Source organism: Escherichia sp. MOD1-EC6098 (genome assembly GCF_002965865.1).
Taxonomy (GTDB): Bacteria; Pseudomonadota; Gammaproteobacteria; order Enterobacterales; family Enterobacteriaceae; genus Escherichia; species Escherichia marmotae.
This window is the reverse complement of the sequence record NZ_PTSN01000002.1, coordinates 275,004-291,515: the sequence shown is the minus strand read 5'-3', so window position 1 is coordinate 291,515 and position 16,512 is coordinate 275,004. Positions and strand designations below refer to the sequence as shown.

The 16,512-nt window shown below is 50.9% G+C and carries 22 protein-coding genes; 11 read left to right on the top strand and 11 right to left on the bottom strand.

From position 1 onward, the window contains the following. Positions 1–9: 9 nt before the first annotated feature. The 9 genes from ptsN to C0K55_RS04185 form a co-directional block, all read right to left on the bottom strand. Positions 10–501: a PTS IIA-like nitrogen regulatory protein PtsN gene (gene ptsN, locus C0K55_RS04225; protein ID WP_000609336.1), complete on the bottom strand. Its 492-nt coding sequence runs from the start codon at positions 499–501 to the stop codon at positions 10–12. A gap of 117 nt (positions 502–618) precedes the next feature. After that, positions 619–906 carry a ribosome hibernation promoting factor gene (hpf, locus tag C0K55_RS04220; RefSeq protein WP_001176602.1) on the bottom strand — a complete coding sequence of 96 codons (288 nt, stop codon included), beginning with the start codon at positions 904–906 and terminating at the stop codon, positions 619–621. A gap of 22 nt (positions 907–928) precedes the next feature. Then, entirely contained in the window at positions 929–2,362 is a 1,434-nt protein-coding gene (gene rpoN / locus C0K55_RS04215) for an RNA polymerase factor sigma-54 (protein WP_000809027.1), read from the bottom strand. Between the two features lie 47 nt (positions 2,363–2,409). After that, positions 2,410–3,135 carry an LPS export ABC transporter ATP-binding protein gene (gene lptB, locus C0K55_RS04210; protein ID WP_000224099.1) on the bottom strand — a complete coding sequence of 242 codons (726 nt, stop codon included), beginning with the start codon at positions 3,133–3,135 and terminating at the stop codon, positions 2,410–2,412. Positions 3,136–3,141: 6 nt separating this feature from the next. Beyond that, positions 3,142–3,699 (bottom strand): lipopolysaccharide ABC transporter substrate-binding protein LptA, encoded by a 558-nt coding sequence (gene lptA, locus C0K55_RS04205; protein ID WP_000669775.1) that lies wholly within the window; start codon positions 3,697–3,699, stop codon positions 3,142–3,144. Next, positions 3,668–4,243 carry an LPS export ABC transporter periplasmic protein LptC gene (gene lptC, locus C0K55_RS04200; protein ID WP_000030542.1) on the bottom strand — a complete coding sequence of 192 codons (576 nt, stop codon included), beginning with the start codon at positions 4,241–4,243 and terminating at the stop codon, positions 3,668–3,670. The genes lptA and lptC overlap by 32 nt, the downstream gene beginning before the upstream one ends. After that, positions 4,240–4,806, bottom strand: a complete 567-nt coding sequence (gene kdsC / locus C0K55_RS04195; protein ID WP_000030047.1) for a 3-deoxy-manno-octulosonate-8-phosphatase KdsC — start codon at positions 4,804–4,806, stop codon at positions 4,240–4,242. The genes lptC and kdsC overlap by 4 nt, the downstream gene beginning before the upstream one ends. A gap of 20 nt (positions 4,807–4,826) precedes the next feature. Next, positions 4,827–5,813, bottom strand: a complete 987-nt coding sequence (kdsD, locus tag C0K55_RS04190; protein ID WP_001517166.1) for an arabinose-5-phosphate isomerase KdsD — start codon at positions 5,811–5,813, stop codon at positions 4,827–4,829. A gap of 13 nt (positions 5,814–5,826) precedes the next feature. Then, complete coding sequence (locus tag C0K55_RS04185) at positions 5,827–6,804, bottom strand: calcium/sodium antiporter (RefSeq protein ID WP_105266639.1); 978 nt, start codon at positions 6,802–6,804, stop codon at positions 5,827–5,829. A gap of 209 nt (positions 6,805–7,013) precedes the next feature. Here C0K55_RS04185 and mlaF point away from each other — a divergent pair, with 209 nt between their 5' ends. The 7 genes from mlaF to murA all read left to right on the top strand — a co-directional run bounded on the left by mlaF (position 7,014) and on the right by murA (position 11,844). After that, positions 7,014–7,823 carry a phospholipid ABC transporter ATP-binding protein MlaF gene (gene mlaF, locus C0K55_RS04180; protein ID WP_000438247.1) on the top strand — a complete coding sequence of 270 codons (810 nt, stop codon included), beginning with the start codon at positions 7,014–7,016 and terminating at the stop codon, positions 7,821–7,823. 7 nt (positions 7,824–7,830) lie between these two features. After that, positions 7,831–8,613: a lipid asymmetry maintenance ABC transporter permease subunit MlaE gene (gene mlaE, locus C0K55_RS04175; protein WP_000925792.1), complete on the top strand. Its 783-nt coding sequence runs from the start codon at positions 7,831–7,833 to the stop codon at positions 8,611–8,613. 4 nt (positions 8,614–8,617) lie between these two features. Further along, positions 8,618–9,169 carry an outer membrane lipid asymmetry maintenance protein MlaD gene (mlaD, locus tag C0K55_RS04170; protein ID WP_001517165.1) on the top strand — a complete coding sequence of 184 codons (552 nt, stop codon included), beginning with the start codon at positions 8,618–8,620 and terminating at the stop codon, positions 9,167–9,169. A gap of 18 nt (positions 9,170–9,187) precedes the next feature. Continuing rightward, the gene (gene mlaC / locus C0K55_RS04165) at positions 9,188–9,823 is read left to right on the top strand and encodes a phospholipid-binding protein MlaC (protein WP_000476484.1); all 636 of its coding nucleotides are present in this window, start codon (positions 9,188–9,190) and stop codon (positions 9,821–9,823) included. Beyond that, positions 9,823–10,116 carry a lipid asymmetry maintenance protein MlaB gene (gene mlaB, locus C0K55_RS04160; RefSeq protein ID WP_000004490.1) on the top strand — a complete coding sequence of 98 codons (294 nt, stop codon included), beginning with the start codon at positions 9,823–9,825 and terminating at the stop codon, positions 10,114–10,116. Before mlaC ends, mlaB begins: the two co-directional genes overlap by 1 nt. 159 nt (positions 10,117–10,275) lie before the next feature. After that, positions 10,276–10,530 carry a BolA family iron metabolism protein IbaG gene (gene ibaG, locus C0K55_RS04155; protein WP_010379217.1) on the top strand — a complete coding sequence of 85 codons (255 nt, stop codon included), beginning with the start codon at positions 10,276–10,278 and terminating at the stop codon, positions 10,528–10,530. 54 nt (positions 10,531–10,584) lie between these two features. Further along, positions 10,585–11,844 carry a UDP-N-acetylglucosamine 1-carboxyvinyltransferase gene (murA, locus tag C0K55_RS04150; protein ID WP_000357277.1) on the top strand — a complete coding sequence of 420 codons (1,260 nt, stop codon included), beginning with the start codon at positions 10,585–10,587 and terminating at the stop codon, positions 11,842–11,844. Positions 11,845–11,891: 47 nt separating this feature from the next. On the opposite strand, the gene sfsB is transcribed toward murA, so the two are convergent. Both sfsB and ispB read right to left on the bottom strand, forming a co-directional pair. Further along, positions 11,892–12,170 (bottom strand): DNA-binding transcriptional regulator SfsB, encoded by a 279-nt coding sequence (gene sfsB / locus C0K55_RS04145; protein ID WP_000429729.1) that lies wholly within the window; start codon positions 12,168–12,170, stop codon positions 11,892–11,894. 226 nt (positions 12,171–12,396) lie between these two features. Beyond that, the gene (gene ispB, locus C0K55_RS04140) at positions 12,397–13,368 is read right to left on the bottom strand and encodes an octaprenyl diphosphate synthase (RefSeq protein WP_001047349.1); all 972 of its coding nucleotides are present in this window, start codon (positions 13,366–13,368) and stop codon (positions 12,397–12,399) included. A gap of 258 nt (positions 13,369–13,626) precedes the next feature. On the opposite strand from ispB, the gene rplU reads away from it, so the two are divergent. The 4 genes from rplU (at position 13,627) to cgtA (ending at position 16,496) form a co-directional block, all read left to right on the top strand. Beyond that, the gene (gene rplU, locus C0K55_RS04135) at positions 13,627–13,938 is read left to right on the top strand and encodes a 50S ribosomal protein L21 (protein ID WP_000271401.1); all 312 of its coding nucleotides are present in this window, start codon (positions 13,627–13,629) and stop codon (positions 13,936–13,938) included. Between the two features lie 20 nt (positions 13,939–13,958). Further along, the gene (rpmA, locus tag C0K55_RS04130; RefSeq protein ID WP_000940596.1) at positions 13,959–14,216 is read left to right on the top strand and encodes a 50S ribosomal protein L27; all 258 of its coding nucleotides are present in this window, start codon (positions 13,959–13,961) and stop codon (positions 14,214–14,216) included. 126 nt (positions 14,217–14,342) lie between these two features. Then, entirely contained in the window at positions 14,343–15,308 is a 966-nt protein-coding gene (locus C0K55_RS04125; protein WP_000813015.1) for a DMT family transporter, read from the top strand. A 15-nt stretch (positions 15,309–15,323) separates the two neighbouring features. Then, the gene (gene cgtA, locus C0K55_RS04120) at positions 15,324–16,496 is read left to right on the top strand and encodes an Obg family GTPase CgtA (RefSeq protein WP_000673561.1); all 1,173 of its coding nucleotides are present in this window, start codon (positions 15,324–15,326) and stop codon (positions 16,494–16,496) included. Positions 16,497–16,512 lie beyond the last annotated feature (16 nt).

Sequence of the window (16,512 nt, the reverse complement as noted above, 5' to 3'; positions counted from 1 at the left end):
ACAGAATAACTACGCTTCATCCGGAGTACCTTCGGTATCCGTAATGATTTGATACAGCTCTTCATCGCTTTGGGCTGCGCGTAAACGGCGGCAGATGGTTTTGTCCGCCAGACGTTTCGCCACCAGCGAAAGAGTATGCAGATGCGTTTTGGTTTGGTCAGCCGGTACTAGCAGGGCAAAAAGCAAGTCAACCGGTTGGTTATCGATGGCATCAAAAGCGATAGGCGTTTCGAGCTGAACGAAAACGCCAACAGCACGCAGAGTATCTTCTTCCAGTTTGCCATGCGGAATTGCAATACCATTACCAATACCGGTACTGCCCATTTTTTCCCGCGTCAGGATAGCTTCAAAAACCACCTGAGGCGGCAGGCTAAGTTGTTTCGCCGCCAGTTCGCTGATGATTTCCAGTGCGCGTTTTTTGCTCTGGCAGTGGACGCGGCTTCGCGTACATTCCCTGTTAAGAACACTGCTAAGCTGTAGAGTTGTATCATTATTTATCATAATTTCACCTAAGAGCCTGTCCACTCAAACAGTGGAACAGGCTCGGAGCATTAACCGTACAAATGGCCCGTTGTGCCACACAACAGGCCACCATGCACTTGCTAATCGCCCGGACAATTAGTGTTGTTTCAATTTATCTTTATGTTTGGTCAGTTGGCGTGCCAACTTATCGATTAAGCCATCAATGGCAGCGTACATGTCCTGACCTTCCGCGCTGGCATGAATTTCGCCACCGTTTACATGCAGTGTTGCATCTGAGGTATGGGTGACTTTCTCCACTTTCAGAACAACATAGACCTGGTTGATTCGGTCAAAATATTGCTCAAGTTTGGCAAATTTTGAGGTAACAAATTCTCGCAGGGCCTCGGTGATCTCGACGTTATTTCCGGTAATGTTGAGCTGCATAGTGTCTTCCTTATCGGTTGGGTCAAACGAGCTGTTTACGCTGGTTTGACGGCGGAATGGATAAAGACTCTCGGTACTTCGCAACAGTGCGGCGTGCCACCATGATACCTTGTTCCGACAGCAAAGAAGTTAACTTGCTGTCGCTCAACGGTTTCGCTGGGTTTTCCGCCGCGATTAATTTTTTCACCAGCGCGCGAATCGCCGTGGACGAGGCTTCGCCGCCGCCCTCGGTATTGACGTGACTGGAGAAAAAATACTTCAGTTCAAAAATGCCTCGTGGACTATGCAGGTACTTTTGCGTGGTCACGCGAGAGATCGTCGATTCATGCATTTCGACAGCCTGAGCGATATCTGCCAGTACCATCGGTTTCATATATTCTTCGCCTTGCTCAAAGAAGGCTTGCTGCTGTTCAACGATACAGCGACTCACGCGCAGTAGCGTATCGTTACGGCTTTCCAGACTCTTAATCAACCATTTGGCATCCTGCAGATTGCTGCGGATAAACTGGCTATCGCCATCATTGCGTGTGTTATTACACATTGAGGCGTAGTGCTGGTTAATTTGTAGCCGTGGAATGCTGTCGCTGTTGAGTTCAACCGTCCATTGACCGTTATGCTTGCGTACCAACACATCTGGAATGACATATTCCGGTTCGCCGGTCTGGATCGATTGACCAGGGCGTGGATCGAGCGACTGGATCAAGTTGACGGCTTCTTTCAGCACATCTTCTTTCAGGCGTGTTACGCGCATCAGTGTGCGGAAGTCGTGATTTGCCAGCAGATCGAGGTGATCGCTAATGATGAGTCTGGCCTCTTCCAGCCACGGCGTAGTTTTGTCGAATTGGGAGAGTTGGATTAGCAGACAGTCACGCAGATCTTTCGCTGCCACGCCAACCGGATCAAAGCGTTGGATTCGTTTGAGGACAGCTTCAACTTCATCGATGTCGATCTCTTCATCGCCCATACTTTCGAGAATATCTTCCAGTGGAACGGTGAGATATCCCGTGTCATCAACGGCATCGACAATCGAGGTGGCGATGGCGCGGTCAGTGTCAGAAAATGGCGTCAGCTCAACCTGCCACATCAGATAATCCTGCAAGGTCTGCGTCGTTTCGCCCTGATAGACCGGTAGCTCGTCGTCGATGTAGTCACCGCTGGTGCCGGATGGCGTACCGGCGGTGTAGATGGTATCCCAACTGGCATCAAGCGGCAGTTCTTCCGGCATCTCTTTTTGTTCGAGCGCGTCAGCAGTGTCTAACGTTTCGCTGTCTGGCGTTTCGTGAGTGTCGATTTCATCATGAGTGTCGATTTGCTCAAGCAGTGGATTACTTTCCAGCGCCTGCTGCAGCTCCTGTTGAAGTTCCAGCGTGGACAACTGCAACAGACGAATTGCCTGTTGTAGCTGAGGCGTCATCGCCAGTTGCTGGCTAAGCCTGAGTTGCAAACCTTGCTTCATGTTCAGAATCGTACTCTCCTGCTAAAACGTCGCGAGCTTCTACCCTATCAGAGTCTGAAGTCTTCCCCAAGGTATACACGCTTAACATGTTCGTCTTGTAAGATTTCTGTCGGCGTGCCGTGGGCGATTAAATGTCCCTGACTGACGATATAAGCACGTTCACAAACAGCCAGCGTTTCACGCACGTTGTGGTCGGTGATAAGTACACCCAGGCCGCTGTCGCGTAAATGCTCAATGATGCGTTTAATGTCGATGACTGAGATCGGGTCAACCCCGGCAAACGGTTCATCGAGCAGGATAAATTTCGGATTTGCAGCCAGCGCGCGGGCAATTTCTACACGACGGCGTTCACCACCGGAGAGCGATTGACCCATGCTGTCGCGCAGATGCTCAATGTGAAACTCTTCCATCAATTCGTTCGCACGATCTTCACGTTGTTCAGCGGATAAATCGTCACGAATTTGCAGTACTGCCATCAGGTTATCGTAAACGCTAAGACGGCGGAAAATTGAAGCTTCCTGCGGCAGATAGCCGATACCGCGACGCGCGCGTGCATGCAGCGGCAGCAGGCTGATATCGTCATCATCAATAATGATGTTGCCCGCATCGCGCGGCACAATACCGACGACCATATAGAAAGTGGTGGTTTTACCGGCACCGTTTGGCCCCAGCAGCCCGACAATTTCCCCGGAGTTAACGGTCAGGCTGACGTCTTCCACCACGCGGCGACCCTTGTAGGCTTTTGCAAGGTTCTTTGCTGTTAATGTTGCCATAACGAATTAATTACCCTTCTTCTGCGCCGGGGTCTGGCCTTTGTTGTTTTTGTCCTGCAACTGCGACGGCACCAGAACGGTGGTTACGCGCTTGCCTTTATCGCTGAAAGCCTGCATTTTCTGCTCTTTCACCAGATAAGTAATTTTATCGCCCGTTATATTGCTATCGACCTGCTGCAGATAAGCATTACCGGTCAGGATGACAAAATCTTTCGCCAGTTCGTAATGCATCTGGGAAGCGTGACCTTCGACTGGTTTACCGTTGTCCTGCATCTGATAGAACGTTGCCGGTTTACCGTAGCCGTCAATCACTTCTTTACCTTGTTCGCCGCCCGGACGAGTAACGACCACTTTATCGGCATTAATTTTGATGGTGCCCTGGGTAACGATGACATTACCGGTAAAGGTGACCACGTTGCCTTGCATATCAAGAGATTGCTGATCCGACTCAATGTGAATCGGCTGGTCAGTGTCTCCGGTAACGGCAAATGCCGGAATACTGGCGGCCAGAAGTGAGCTGGCAAGCACAAGATTAAGGCTGAGTTTGTTTGTTTTGAATTTCATAGGATGTTCTAACCTTTTCAATCAGCTCGGCGTTCTTGCTGCGTAAGTTGCCGCGCATTTTCAGACCGCTGGAGTTAAATGTTGTTCCGTATAACGTGACGAGGTCTTCAGAGGTAACATCCTGCGTCACCAGATTGATCTGCGCGTTATCCGTCGTGATTCTGCGAAGTTGAGAGTCCGGCACGAGTGCGTTGACTTCAACGTGTCCATATAAATAGAGCATCCGATCATTAGTCAGCTTGGCTTTATCCGCTTTTACCGACCATGTCGGGATTTTATCCTTATCAAACGTGGTAAGTACCGGTTGCGTAAACCACGAAACGGCCTGATCGGAATAATATTCAACGTGTTGAGCAATCAATCGATAGCTTAGCGCCCCTTCTGGGTTATAGACGAGCGTGTCCGTATGCTCGCTTTTATAGGTGGGATCATTGTTGTTGACGACCACCTGGGCGGTATCGTCTTTCTCGGTCATGTTAATGCCGATCATCACCAGAACCGCCAGTGATAACACAATGATAACCCAACGTCTGGCTTTACTCATATCGATTGCCCTTTGGCTTCATCCAGTTTGCCCTGCGCCAGGAGTAATAAGTCGCAAACTTCACGAACTGCGCCACGACCACCAGCAATGCGCGTCACGTAATCAGCGCGCGGAATCAACAGCGGATGTGCATCGGCCACAGCCACGCTTAAGCCTACTTTTTCCATTACTGGCCAGTCGATGAGATCATCCCCAACGTAAGCCACGTTTTCCGGGGCGATCGCCAGTTTTTCCAGCAGATCGCTAAAGGCGATAAGTTTGTTCGACTGCCCCTGATACAAATGGGTAATTCCCAATGTGGCACAACGATCTTCTACCAGTTTAGCCTTTCGCCCGGTAATGATGGCGACTTCAATATCAGAGGTGAGCGCACAACGAATGCCATAACCGTCCCGAACATTGAACGCTTTAAGTTCTTCGCCGTTGTTGCCCATATAAATCAGGCCATCTGACAGCACGCCATCGACGTCGAGAATTAGCAGACGAATGTTCTCCGCTTTTGCCATAACGTCGGCGCTGACAGGGCCGTAACAGGTCTCAAGCGACGTACCTGCTTTGCTCATTGTTGTTTATCCTTGAATCTTTACACTACGCCTGCACGCAGTAAATCATGCATATGTAACACACCGAGTAAATGGTCGCCATCGGCAACCATTACGGAGGTGATATGGCGGGATTGCATTAAGTTCAGTGCCTCAACGGCCAGAATGCCAGGGCGCACGCGGATTCCCCCCGGCGTCATCACATCGGCAATGCTTAATTGACGGACATCCACACCCATATCGAAGACACGGCGTAAATCACCGTCGGTAAAGATGCCTTCAATCATCATATTGTCATCGCAAATGACAGTCATACCAAGATTTTTGCGGGTAATTTCCAGTAATGCATCGCGCAGGCTGGCGGTTTTTTTGACATGCGGGATCTCATCACCCGTATGCATAATATCGCTTACGCGCAGCAGAAGTTTACGACCCAGTGCGCCGCCGGGATGTGAGAGCGCAAAATCTTCGGCGGTAAAGCCGCGTGCTTTTAACAGGGCGACGGCGAGAGCATCGCCCATCACCAGCGTGGCGGTGGTGCTGCTGGTCGGTGCCAGCCCCAACGGACAGGCTTCTTTCGCTACTTTAACACACAGATGCACGTCAGCGGCACGCGCCATGCTACTCTCCGGACGACCGGTAATGCAGATTAACGGCACGTGAAGACGCTTAAGCACCGGAATCAATGCTGCGATTTCACTGGATTCACCCGAATTAGAGATAGCAATCACCACGTCTTGTGGCGTAACCATGCCTAAATCGCCATGCGCGGCTTCGCCAGGATGGACGAAAAATGACGGAGTACCGGTGCTGGCAAAGGTGGCTGCCATTTTGCGCCCGATGTGTCCCGATTTGCCCATCCCCATAACTACGACTTTACCTTTACACCAAAACATCTTTTCACAAGCGAGTGTGAAATTCTGATTGATGTATTGATCAAGCTCCGCCAGGCATTCACGTTCAATCGCCAGGACTTCTTTACCTGCTTGCTGAAAGTCAAAACCCGGTTGCAACTCTACGTGCGACATAATGCGTTTCCAGTTATTCAACGAGTATTGGCGATAACCAGTACAACATCGCCAGCCATACGATAAATCCGCCTGTTAATAATACCCCTACGCCACGGCCAGGTTGAGGGGAGCGCCGCCAGCACAGCAACGCAAAAATAATGCTTACCAACAACATCACGCTGTAGTCACGGCTATACGCCAGTGGGTTAATCTCCCCTGGGGTAATCAGCGCCGGTAGACCCAGCACGATGACGATATTAAAAATATTCGCGCCGATGATATTACCGACGGCGATGTCGTTCTCGCCTTTGCGTACACCGGCTATCGCGGTTGCCAGTTCTGGCAGACTCGTGCCGATAGCGATTGCCGTCAGACCAATAGTCAACTCGCTGATAGCAAAGTAATTTGCCAGCACGGTAGCGTTATCAATCACCATCCGCGTTGCTACTGGCATGATGATCAGTGCAATGCCGAGCCATAAAAAAGCAACGGGTAAACCACCTTCACGCGGCAGTTCTGCAAGTTGCTCCCTGGTCAGGCTGTCAGTTCCCTGACGTTCAGCCTGATGTGCAAGTTTAACAATGAACAGCAGCCATAGCACAGCCAGAAAGAGGAGAAAGATACCATCGCTGCGGCTAAGTTGTCTGTCATAGAGTACGGAACCGGCTACAACGCTGACCAATAACATTAAGGGTAATTCACGGCGCAGAACATCAGAATGGACGGTAAAAGGGCGTACCAGCGCGGTCAGACCGAGGATCAGCAAGATATTGATAATGTTTGAGCCAAGCGCTGTACCGACAGCTAAATCTCGTTGTTCGTGCAGCGACGCGGCAAGTGAAACAATAATCTCTGGAAGTGACGTACCAATACTGACTACGGTCATACCAATGATCAGCGGTGGAATGCCAAAAGTGCGACAAAGAATGGAAGCGGCAAATACCAGTCGGTCGGCACTGTATACGACCAAAAGTAAACCAACAATTAACAGTGCCGTAGCTAAAAGCATCTAACGTCCTTTCTTCAGGTATACTCGCCGGTCCGCTGAAGATTTTCAGAAAGCCGTAATGGATTCTTAATTTTGACTTTATGCGGCTAAAAAGTAAAACAAATGCCAGCTTTCGCTAACCACGGCGGGTAATATTCTGTAAATATGTTGGGTTCAAGGTTAAATTGAGCGTCATGCTTAAAAAATCAACGCAAGACGAAGGGTGAATTATGGAGCAGTCTGTGGCGAATTTAGTCGATATGCGCGATGTCAGTTTTACGCGTGGCAATCGCTGCATCTTCGATAATATTTCCCTGACCGTGCCGCGAGGGAAGATCACGGCAATCATGGGGCCATCGGGCATCGGTAAAACGACGCTACTCCGACTGATTGGTGGGCAAATCGCACCTGATCACGGTGAGATCCTTTTTGATGGTGAGAATATTCCGGCGATGTCTCGTTCGCGCCTGTACACGGTGCGTAAACGCATGAGCATGTTGTTTCAGTCCGGGGCGTTGTTCACCGATATGAACGTATTTGACAACGTTGCCTATCCACTGCGCGAACACACCCAGCTCCCCGCACCATTGTTGCATAGTACGGTAATGATGAAGCTGGAAGCGGTGGGGCTGCGTGGAGCGGCTAAACTTATGCCTTCTGAACTTTCCGGCGGGATGGCTCGTCGCGCCGCACTGGCGCGCGCAATTGCCCTGGAGCCAGATCTCATCATGTTTGATGAACCGTTTGTTGGGCAAGATCCCATCACTATGGGCGTACTGGTGAAGCTGATTTCTGAGCTGAACAGCGCGCTGGGCGTCACCTGTGTGGTGGTTTCTCACGATGTGCCGGAAGTCTTAAGTATTGCGGATCACGCCTGGATTCTGGCGGACAAAAAGATTGTTGCTCACGGTAGCGCTCAGGCGTTGCAGGAGAATCCCGATCCGCGTGTCCGTCAGTTTCTGGACGGGATAGCTGACGGGCCTGTTCCGTTCCGCTATCCTGCCGGCGATTATCACGCTGATCTTTTACCAGGGAGTTAAGCCACTCATGCTGTTAAATGCGCTGGCGTCGCTTGGACATAAAGGGATTAAAACCCTGAGAACGTTCGGGCGGGCCGGGTTAATGTTATTCAATGCGCTGGTCGGCAAACCGGAATTTCGTAAACACGCGCCGCTGCTGGTGCGTCAGCTCTATAATGTCGGCGTCCTGTCGATGCTGATTATTGTGGTTTCTGGCGTATTCATCGGAATGGTGCTGGGTCTACAAGGTTATCTGGTTCTGACCACCTATAGTGCGGAAACCAGTCTGGGGATGCTGGTGGCGTTATCGCTGCTGCGTGAACTGGGGCCGGTGGTTGCCGCGTTGCTGTTTGCCGGACGCGCCGGTTCGGCGTTAACTGCTGAAATTGGTTTGATGCGCGCCACAGAACAACTCTCCAGTATGGAGATGATGGCGGTCGATCCGCTGCGTCGGGTTATTTCTCCACGTTTCTGGGCTGGGGTTATTTCATTGCCGTTGCTGACGATTATTTTCGTCGCCGTGGGGATCTGGGGCGGATCATTGGTCGGCGTTAGCTGGAAAGGTATTGATAGCGGATTCTTCTGGTCGGCAATGCAAAACGCCGTCGACTGGCGTATGGATTTGGTCAACTGTCTGATTAAGAGCGTGGTGTTCGCCATTACGGTGACGTGGATTTCGTTGTTTAACGGTTACGACGCTATCCCGACTTCTGCCGGGATTAGCCGGGCAACCACTCGCACCGTTGTCCACTCGTCTCTGGCTGTTCTGGGGCTGGATTTTGTGCTGACCGCATTGATGTTTGGGAATTGAGTTCATGCAAACGAAAAAAAATGAAATTTGGGTGGGAATCTTTTTATTAGCAGCACTGCTGGCGGCGCTGTTTGTTTGCCTGAAGGCGGCAAACGTGACGTCAATACGTACTGAACCAACCTACACGCTCTATGCGACGTTCGATAACATCGGCGGTCTGAAAGCGCGCTCTCCGGTTAGTATTGGTGGCGTTGTAGTCGGTCGGGTGGCAGATATTACGCTGGATCCAAAAACCTATTTGCCACGCGTGACGCTGGAAATTGAACAACGTTATAACCACATTCCTGACACCAGTTCGCTGAGCATTCGTACTTCCGGTCTGCTTGGGGAGCAATATCTGGCGTTAAACGTCGGTTTTGAAGATCCCGAACTGGGTACTGCTATCCTGAAGGATGGCGATACAATTCAGGACACCAAGTCTGCGATGGTGCTGGAAGATCTCATTGGTCAGTTCCTTTACGGTAGTAAAGGCGATGACAATAAGAATAGTGGCGATGCGCCAGCTACTGCGCCAGGTAATAATGAAACCACTGAACCTGTGGGTACAACGAAATAATTTCAGGAGAACCGACGCATGTTTAAACGTTTAATGATGGTCGCTTTGCTGGTGATTGCACCGTTGAGTGCGGCAACCGCGGCAGACCAGACCAATCCGTATAAGCTGATGGACGAGGCGGCGCAGAAAACGTTCGATCGCCTGAAGAATGAGCAACCGCAAATTCGGGCTAACCCGGATTATCTGCGTACTATTGTTGATCAGGAGCTACTGCCGTATGTGCAGGTGAAATACGCTGGTGCACTGGTGCTGGGTCAGTATTACAAGAGTGCTACCCCGGCCCAACGTGACGCGTACTTTGCCGCTTTCCGTGAGTACCTGAAGCAGGCTTACGGTCAGGCACTGGCGATGTATCACGGTCAGACTTACCAGATTGCGCCAGAACAGCCGCTGGGCGACAAAACCATTGTGCCTATTCGCGTCACCATTATTGACCCGAATGGCCGCCCGCCGGTACGTCTGGATTTCCAGTGGCGCAAAAATTCCCAAACTGGCAACTGGCAGGCTTACGACATGATTGCCGAAGGCGTCAGCATGATCACCACCAAACAAAACGAGTGGGGAACGCTGCTGCGTACCAAAGGTATCGACGGCCTGACTGCGCAACTGAAATCGATTTCTCAACAGAAAATCACTCTGGAAGAGAAAAAATAATGAGTGAGTCACTGAGCTGGGTGCAGACGGGTGACACTCTGGCATTAGCTGGAGAGTTGGATCAAGACGTACTGCTACCGCTTTGGGAAGTGCGTGAAGAAGCGATGAAGGGAATTACCTGCATCGATCTCAGTCGCGTGTCCCGCGTTGATACAGGTGGGTTGGCGTTGCTGCTCCACCTTATCAATCTGGCGAAAAAGCAGGGTCACAGCGTGACGCTTCAGGGGGTAAACGATAAAGTCTATACCCTGGCAAAGTTGTATAATTTGCCGTCTGATGTCCTGCCTCGTTAAATTTTTTCAGGCTGGATAAGGCGTTAACCGCCTGTCCAGCAAATCTGCCTGCAAGTTGAGCCTTGTTTGATACATCAGCAAGGCTTTTTGCTTATTTATGACTGCGCAACTTTGCTCTAAGATGTTTCGCTGGCTTATTAACTGATGAATGAAGATCCCATGGAAAATAATGAAATTCAGAGCGTGCTGATGAACGCTCTCTCCCTCCAGGAAGTCCACGTTTCCGGCGATGGCAGCCACTTTCAGGTTATTGCCGTGGGTGAGATGTTTGACGGCATGAGCCGGGTTAAAAAACAGCAGACGGTTTATGGTCCGCTGATGGAATATATTGCGGATAACCGCATTCATGCTGTGTCGATCAAAGCTTATACCCCTGCGGAGTGGGCGCGCGATCGCAAACTGAACGGCTTTTGAGCTATGGGCGATTTGCCGGTAGCAGATATGAATTGTTAACTGAGAACAAACTAAATGGATAAATTTCGTGTTCAGGGGCCAACAAAGCTCCAGGGCGAAGTCACAATTTCCGGCGCTAAAAATGCTGCTCTGCCTATCCTTTTTGCCGCGCTACTGGCGGAAGAGCCAGTAGAGATCCAGAACGTTCCGAAACTGAAAGACGTCGATACGTCAATGAAATTGCTGAGTCAGCTTGGTGCTAAAGTGGAACGTAATGGCTCTGTGCATATTGATGCCCGCGATGTAAATGTGTTCTGCGCGCCTTACGAGCTGGTGAAAACCATGCGCGCTTCTATTTGGGCGCTGGGGCCGCTGGTAGCGCGTTTCGGTCAGGGACAGGTTTCGCTGCCTGGCGGTTGTACAATTGGTGCGCGCCCGGTTGATTTACATATTTCCGGCCTTGAGCAATTAGGCGCGACCATCAAACTGGAAGAAGGTTACGTTAAGGCTTCCGTCGATGGCCGTCTGAAAGGCGCGCATATCGTGATGGATAAAGTCAGCGTTGGAGCAACAGTCACCATCATGTGTGCCGCAACTCTGGCAGAAGGCACTACCGTTATCGAAAACGCGGCGCGTGAACCGGAAATCGTCGATACCGCCAACTTCCTCATTACGCTGGGCGCGAAAATTAGCGGTCAGGGTACTGATCGAATAGTCATCGAAGGTGTGGAACGTTTAGGCGGTGGCGTCTACCGCGTGCTACCGGATCGTATTGAGACCGGCACGTTCCTGGTCGCTGCGGCGATCTCTCGCGGTAAAATTATCTGCCGTAACGCCCAGCCAGATACCCTCGATGCTGTGCTGGCGAAGTTGCGTGACGCCGGGGCGGACATTGAAGTGGGCGAGGACTGGATTAGCCTGGATATGCATGGCAAACGTCCGAAGGCTGTTAATGTGCGTACCGCGCCGCATCCGGCGTTTCCGACCGATATGCAGGCCCAGTTCACGTTGCTGAACCTGGTGGCAGAAGGGACTGGATTCATCACTGAAACTGTGTTTGAAAACCGCTTTATGCACGTGCCAGAACTGAGCCGTATGGGCGCGCATGCCGAGATTGAAAGCAATACCGTTATTTGTCACGGTGTCGAAAAACTTTCCGGCGCACAGGTTATGGCGACCGATCTGCGTGCTTCAGCAAGTCTGGTGCTGGCTGGTTGTATTGCGGAAGGAACTACGGTTGTTGATCGTATTTATCACATCGATCGCGGCTACGAACGCATTGAAGACAAACTGCGTGCCTTAGGTGCGAACATCGAGCGTGTGAAAGGCGAGTAATCGTCTGAAAGCTGGCAGCCCCGTTCGCGGGGCTACCGCCAGACAACTCATTTTTTCGGTTTGGTGTAGCTGCGCATTAACTGTGTTCTGTCGATAAACGCATGTGTCTGCGGATCGTGATAGCGTGATGGCCAGATTACCCAAGGTTCCGTTCCTAATGCTTTCGCAATAATCATCTCTCCCTTCGGCCAGGGACGTGATAATGCATTTGCCAGCGTCGAAGAACTTAAACCATTTCTGCGAGACTCCGCAGCCATTGATGTTCCTTTTTTCCGCAAACCAGCAATGATGTCGGCAGGATGCCAGTCAATGAAATTATTCTCCATCTTTCCTCACTCCTTAAGTTAGTCGCTTTCATTTAGAACATGCGTTCTGTCGAGCATCACTATACTCCTGATGGCGAATTGCTCTAAAAAGTTCATGTAAATAGCGTGAAGATTCAGAATATATAAAGAAAATGACCTGATTATTCAGAGAGTATTGCGCTGAATAAGTATTTTTATGGAGCTTACTGGAATTATCCCGCGCAATGCGCGGGATACAGGGAAGGGATTAGCGATCGCGTTGAACAGCGATGTGCGCGAGGCCGATTAATGCCTCTCGCCACGGAGTGTCCGGGAGTACCTGTAATGCTTCAATAGCTTTATCTGCTTCTTCCTCGGCACGCTGACGCGTCCATTCGAGAGAACCACAAGCGTTCATTGCTTCCAGAACAGGTTCCAGAAGATGACGCCCGTTGCCTTGCTCAATGGCGGTACGGATCATCTGCGCTTGTTCCGGTGTGCCATGATGCATTGCATGCAGCAGCGGTAACGTTGGTTTACCTTCGTTCAGATCGTCCCCGACGTTTTTACCCAACTGTTCACCGTCGGCATTGTAATCGAGCAAATCGTCGATTAGCTGGAAAGCGGTGCCGAGGTAGCGACCATAATCCTGCAGACCTTTTTCTTCTTCTGGCGTACAACCTGCCAGAATTCCGGAACACTGAGCAGCAGCCTCAAACAGGCGCGCGGTTTTGCTGTAAATAACGCGCATGTAGTTTTCTTCGGTGATGTCCGGGTCGTTAACGTTCATCAGTTGCAGCACTTCACCTTCTGCGATGACGTTTACCGCTTCGGACATCACTTCCAGCACTTTGAGCGAGCCGAGGCTGGTCATCATCTGGAAAGCGCGGGTATAAATAAAATCACCAACCAACACGCTGGCAGCATTGCCAAACGCGGCGTTGGCGGTAGCTTTACCCCTGCGCATATCTGATTCATCCACAACGTCGTCGTGTAGCAGGGTCGCCGTGTGGATAAACTCGATCAGGGCGGCGATAGTGACATGCGCATTCCCCTCATAGCCAACAGCTCGTGCAGCCAGTACAGCAATCATCGGGCGAATGCGTTTACCCCCGCCGCTGACGATGTAATAGCCTAACTGATTGATCAGTTGGACTTCGGAATTAAGCTGCTCGAGAATTGCCGCATTAACACCCGCCATATCTTGCGCGGTTAACTCATTGATTTTTTCTAAATTCATCGCAAAAGCCGGGCTTTTCGCCCCGATTACCTTACTGTGAACAAAGGCAACTTAGGGTTTATGGTTAGGAATATAGGGTGATTGTACTGAAAAAATGGCACAGATAAACGTTACCGTACAAGTTGTGTTTTTTTTCTTCGTGTATTGACTGTAGCACTTGTCAAAGGCGTGCGTTTTGCGTAATATTCGCGCCCTATTGTGAATATTTATAGCGCGCTCTGAATTATTGAAAAGGTGTGCGCGGAAGCGGAGTTTTATATGTACGCGGTTTTCCAAAGTGGTGGTAAACAACACCGAGTAAGCGAAGGTCAGACCGTTCGCCTGGAAAAGCTGGACATCGCAACTGGCGAAACTGTTGAGTTCGCAGAAGTTCTGATGATCGCAAACGGTGAAGAAGTCAAAATCGGCGTTCCTTTCGTTGATGGCGGCGTAATCAAAGCTGAAGTTGTTGCTCACGGTCGTGGCGAGAAAGTTAAAATCGTTAAGTTTCGCCGTCGTAAACACTATCGTAAGCAGCAGGGCCATCGTCAGTGGTTCACTGATGTGAAAATTACTGGCATCAGCGCCTAAGACCTGAGGAGAGATTTCAAATGGCACATAAAAAGGCTGGCGGCTCCACACGTAACGGTCGCGATTCAGAAGCTAAACGCCTAGGCGTTAAGCGTTTCGGTGGCGAATCCGTTCTGGCGGGTAGCATCATCGTTCGTCAACGTGGTACTAAATTCCACGCGGGCACCAACGTAGGTTGCGGTCGTGACCACACTTTGTTTGCTAAAGCAGACGGTAAAGTGAAATTCGAAGTTAAAGGCCCGAAAAACCGTAAGTTTATCAGCATCGAAGCTGAATAAGTTTTTCGCGTCCCGGTAACGGATGAAAGCCCCGCAACGTGTTGCGGGGCTTTTTACATTCGACAACCGGTAAAAATGCGCATCGTGCGGCGTTAATCCGCAAATGCGTTTTGCAGGGAATACGGTATGAAGCAGCAGGCAGGCATTGGCATTCTTTTGGCGCTCACCACAGCAATTTGCTGGGGGGCGTTGCCAATCGCAATGAAGCAGGTGCTGGAGGTGATGGAACCTCCGACAATCGTGTTTTACCGTTTCTTGATGGCGAGTATTGGCCTTGGGGCCATTCTTGCAGTGAAGAAAAAGCTGCCGCCATTACGCGTGTTTCGTAAGCCACGTTGGTTGATATTACTGGCGGTGGCGACTGCCGGACTGTTTGGGAATTTCATCCTGTTCAGCTCATCCTTGCAATACTTGAGTCCTACCGCCTCGCAGGTGATAGGGCAACTCTCGCCGGTTGGCATGATGGTTGCCAGCGTATTTATCCTGAAAGAGAAAATGCGTAGCACTCAGGTAGTGGGAGCATTGATGCTTCTGAGTGGGCTGGTGATGTTCTTTAACACCAGTCTGGTTGAGATTTTTACAAAGCTCACCGATTACACCTGGGGTGTTATCTTTGGTGTCGGTGCTGCAACGGTCTGGGTGAGTTATGGCGTGGCGCAAAAGGTTTTATTGCGTCGGTTGGCATCACCGCAGATCCTGTTTTTGCTGTACACTTTATGTACAATGGCGCTCTTCCCACTGGCGAAACCAGGGGTAATAGCGCAGCTTAGCAACTGGCAACTCGCATGTTTAATTTTTTGCGGGCTGAATACGTTGGTAGGATATGGCGCCCTGGCGGAAGCGATGGCACGCTGGCAGGCAGCGCAGGTGAGCGCGATCATCACGCTTACTCCACTGTTTACGCTGTTTTTTTCAGATCTTTTATCACTGGCCTGGCCCGATTTCTTCGCCAGACCGATGTTAAACCTTTTAGGTTATCTCGGTGCGTTTGTCGTGGTTGCGGGCGCGATGTATTCCGCCATTGGTCATCGTATTTGGGGCGGATTACGTAAGCATACAACGGTGGTATCGCAACCCCGCGCAGGCGAATGATTTACGGAGAATAAAATGAAGTTTGTTGATGAAGCATCGATTCTGGTCGTTGCAGGTGATGGCGGCAATGGTTGTGTGAGCTTCCGCCGCGAAAAATATATTCCGAAAGGCGGCCCGGATGGCGGCGATGGTGGTGACGGCGGCGACGTATGGATGGAAGCCGACGAGAACCTGAACACGCTTATCGATTACCGTTTTGAAAAATCTTTCCGTGCAGAGCGTGGCCAGAACGGTGCAAGCCGCGACTGTACCGGTAAGCGTGGTAAAGACGTGACGATTAAAGTGCCAGTAGGTACGCGTGTTATCGATCAGGGCACTGGTGAAACCATGGGCGATATGACCAAACACGGTCAGCGTCTGCTGGTTGCTAAGGGCGGCTGGCACGGGCTGGGCAACACCCGCTTCAAATCATCGGTTAACCGTACTCCCCGGCAGAAAACCAACGGTACGCCAGGTGATAAGCGTGAGCTGCTGCTGGAGCTGATGCTGCTGGCTGATGTCGGGATGCTGGGGATGCCAAACGCTGGTAAATCGACCTTTATCCGCGCAGTATCTGCGGCTAAACCGAAAGTGGCGGACTATCCGTTTACCACTCTGGTGCCAAGCCTTGGCGTGGTTCGTATGGACAATGAGAAGAGCTTCGTTGTTGCTGATATTCCGGGGCTGATTGAAGGTGCTGCTGAAGGTGCAGGTCTGGGGATCCGCTTCCTGAAGCATCTGGAACGTTGCCGCGTATTGCTGCACCTTATCGATATCGATCCGATTGACGGCACCGATCCGGTTGAGAACGCGCGCATTATTATTAGCGAGCTGGAAAAATACAGCCAGGATCTGGCGGCGAAACCACGCTGGTTAGTCTTCAACAAGATTGACCTGCTGGATAAAGCGGAAGCCGAAGAGAAAGCGAAAGCCATCGCTGAGGCGCTGGGTTGGGAAGATAAATATTATCTGATCTCTGCAGCGAGCGGGCTGGGCGTGAAAGACCTCTGCTGGGATGTGATGACCTTTATCATCGAAAACCCAGTGGTGCAGGCCGAAGAAGCGAAACAGCCAGAGAAAGTCGAATTCATGTGGGATGATTATCACCGTCAGCAGCTTGAAGAGATTGCTGAAGAGGATGATGAAGACTGGGATGACGACTGGGACGAAGACGACGAAGAGGGCGTTGAGTTCATTTACAAGCGTTAATCAGCAAAACCCCGGC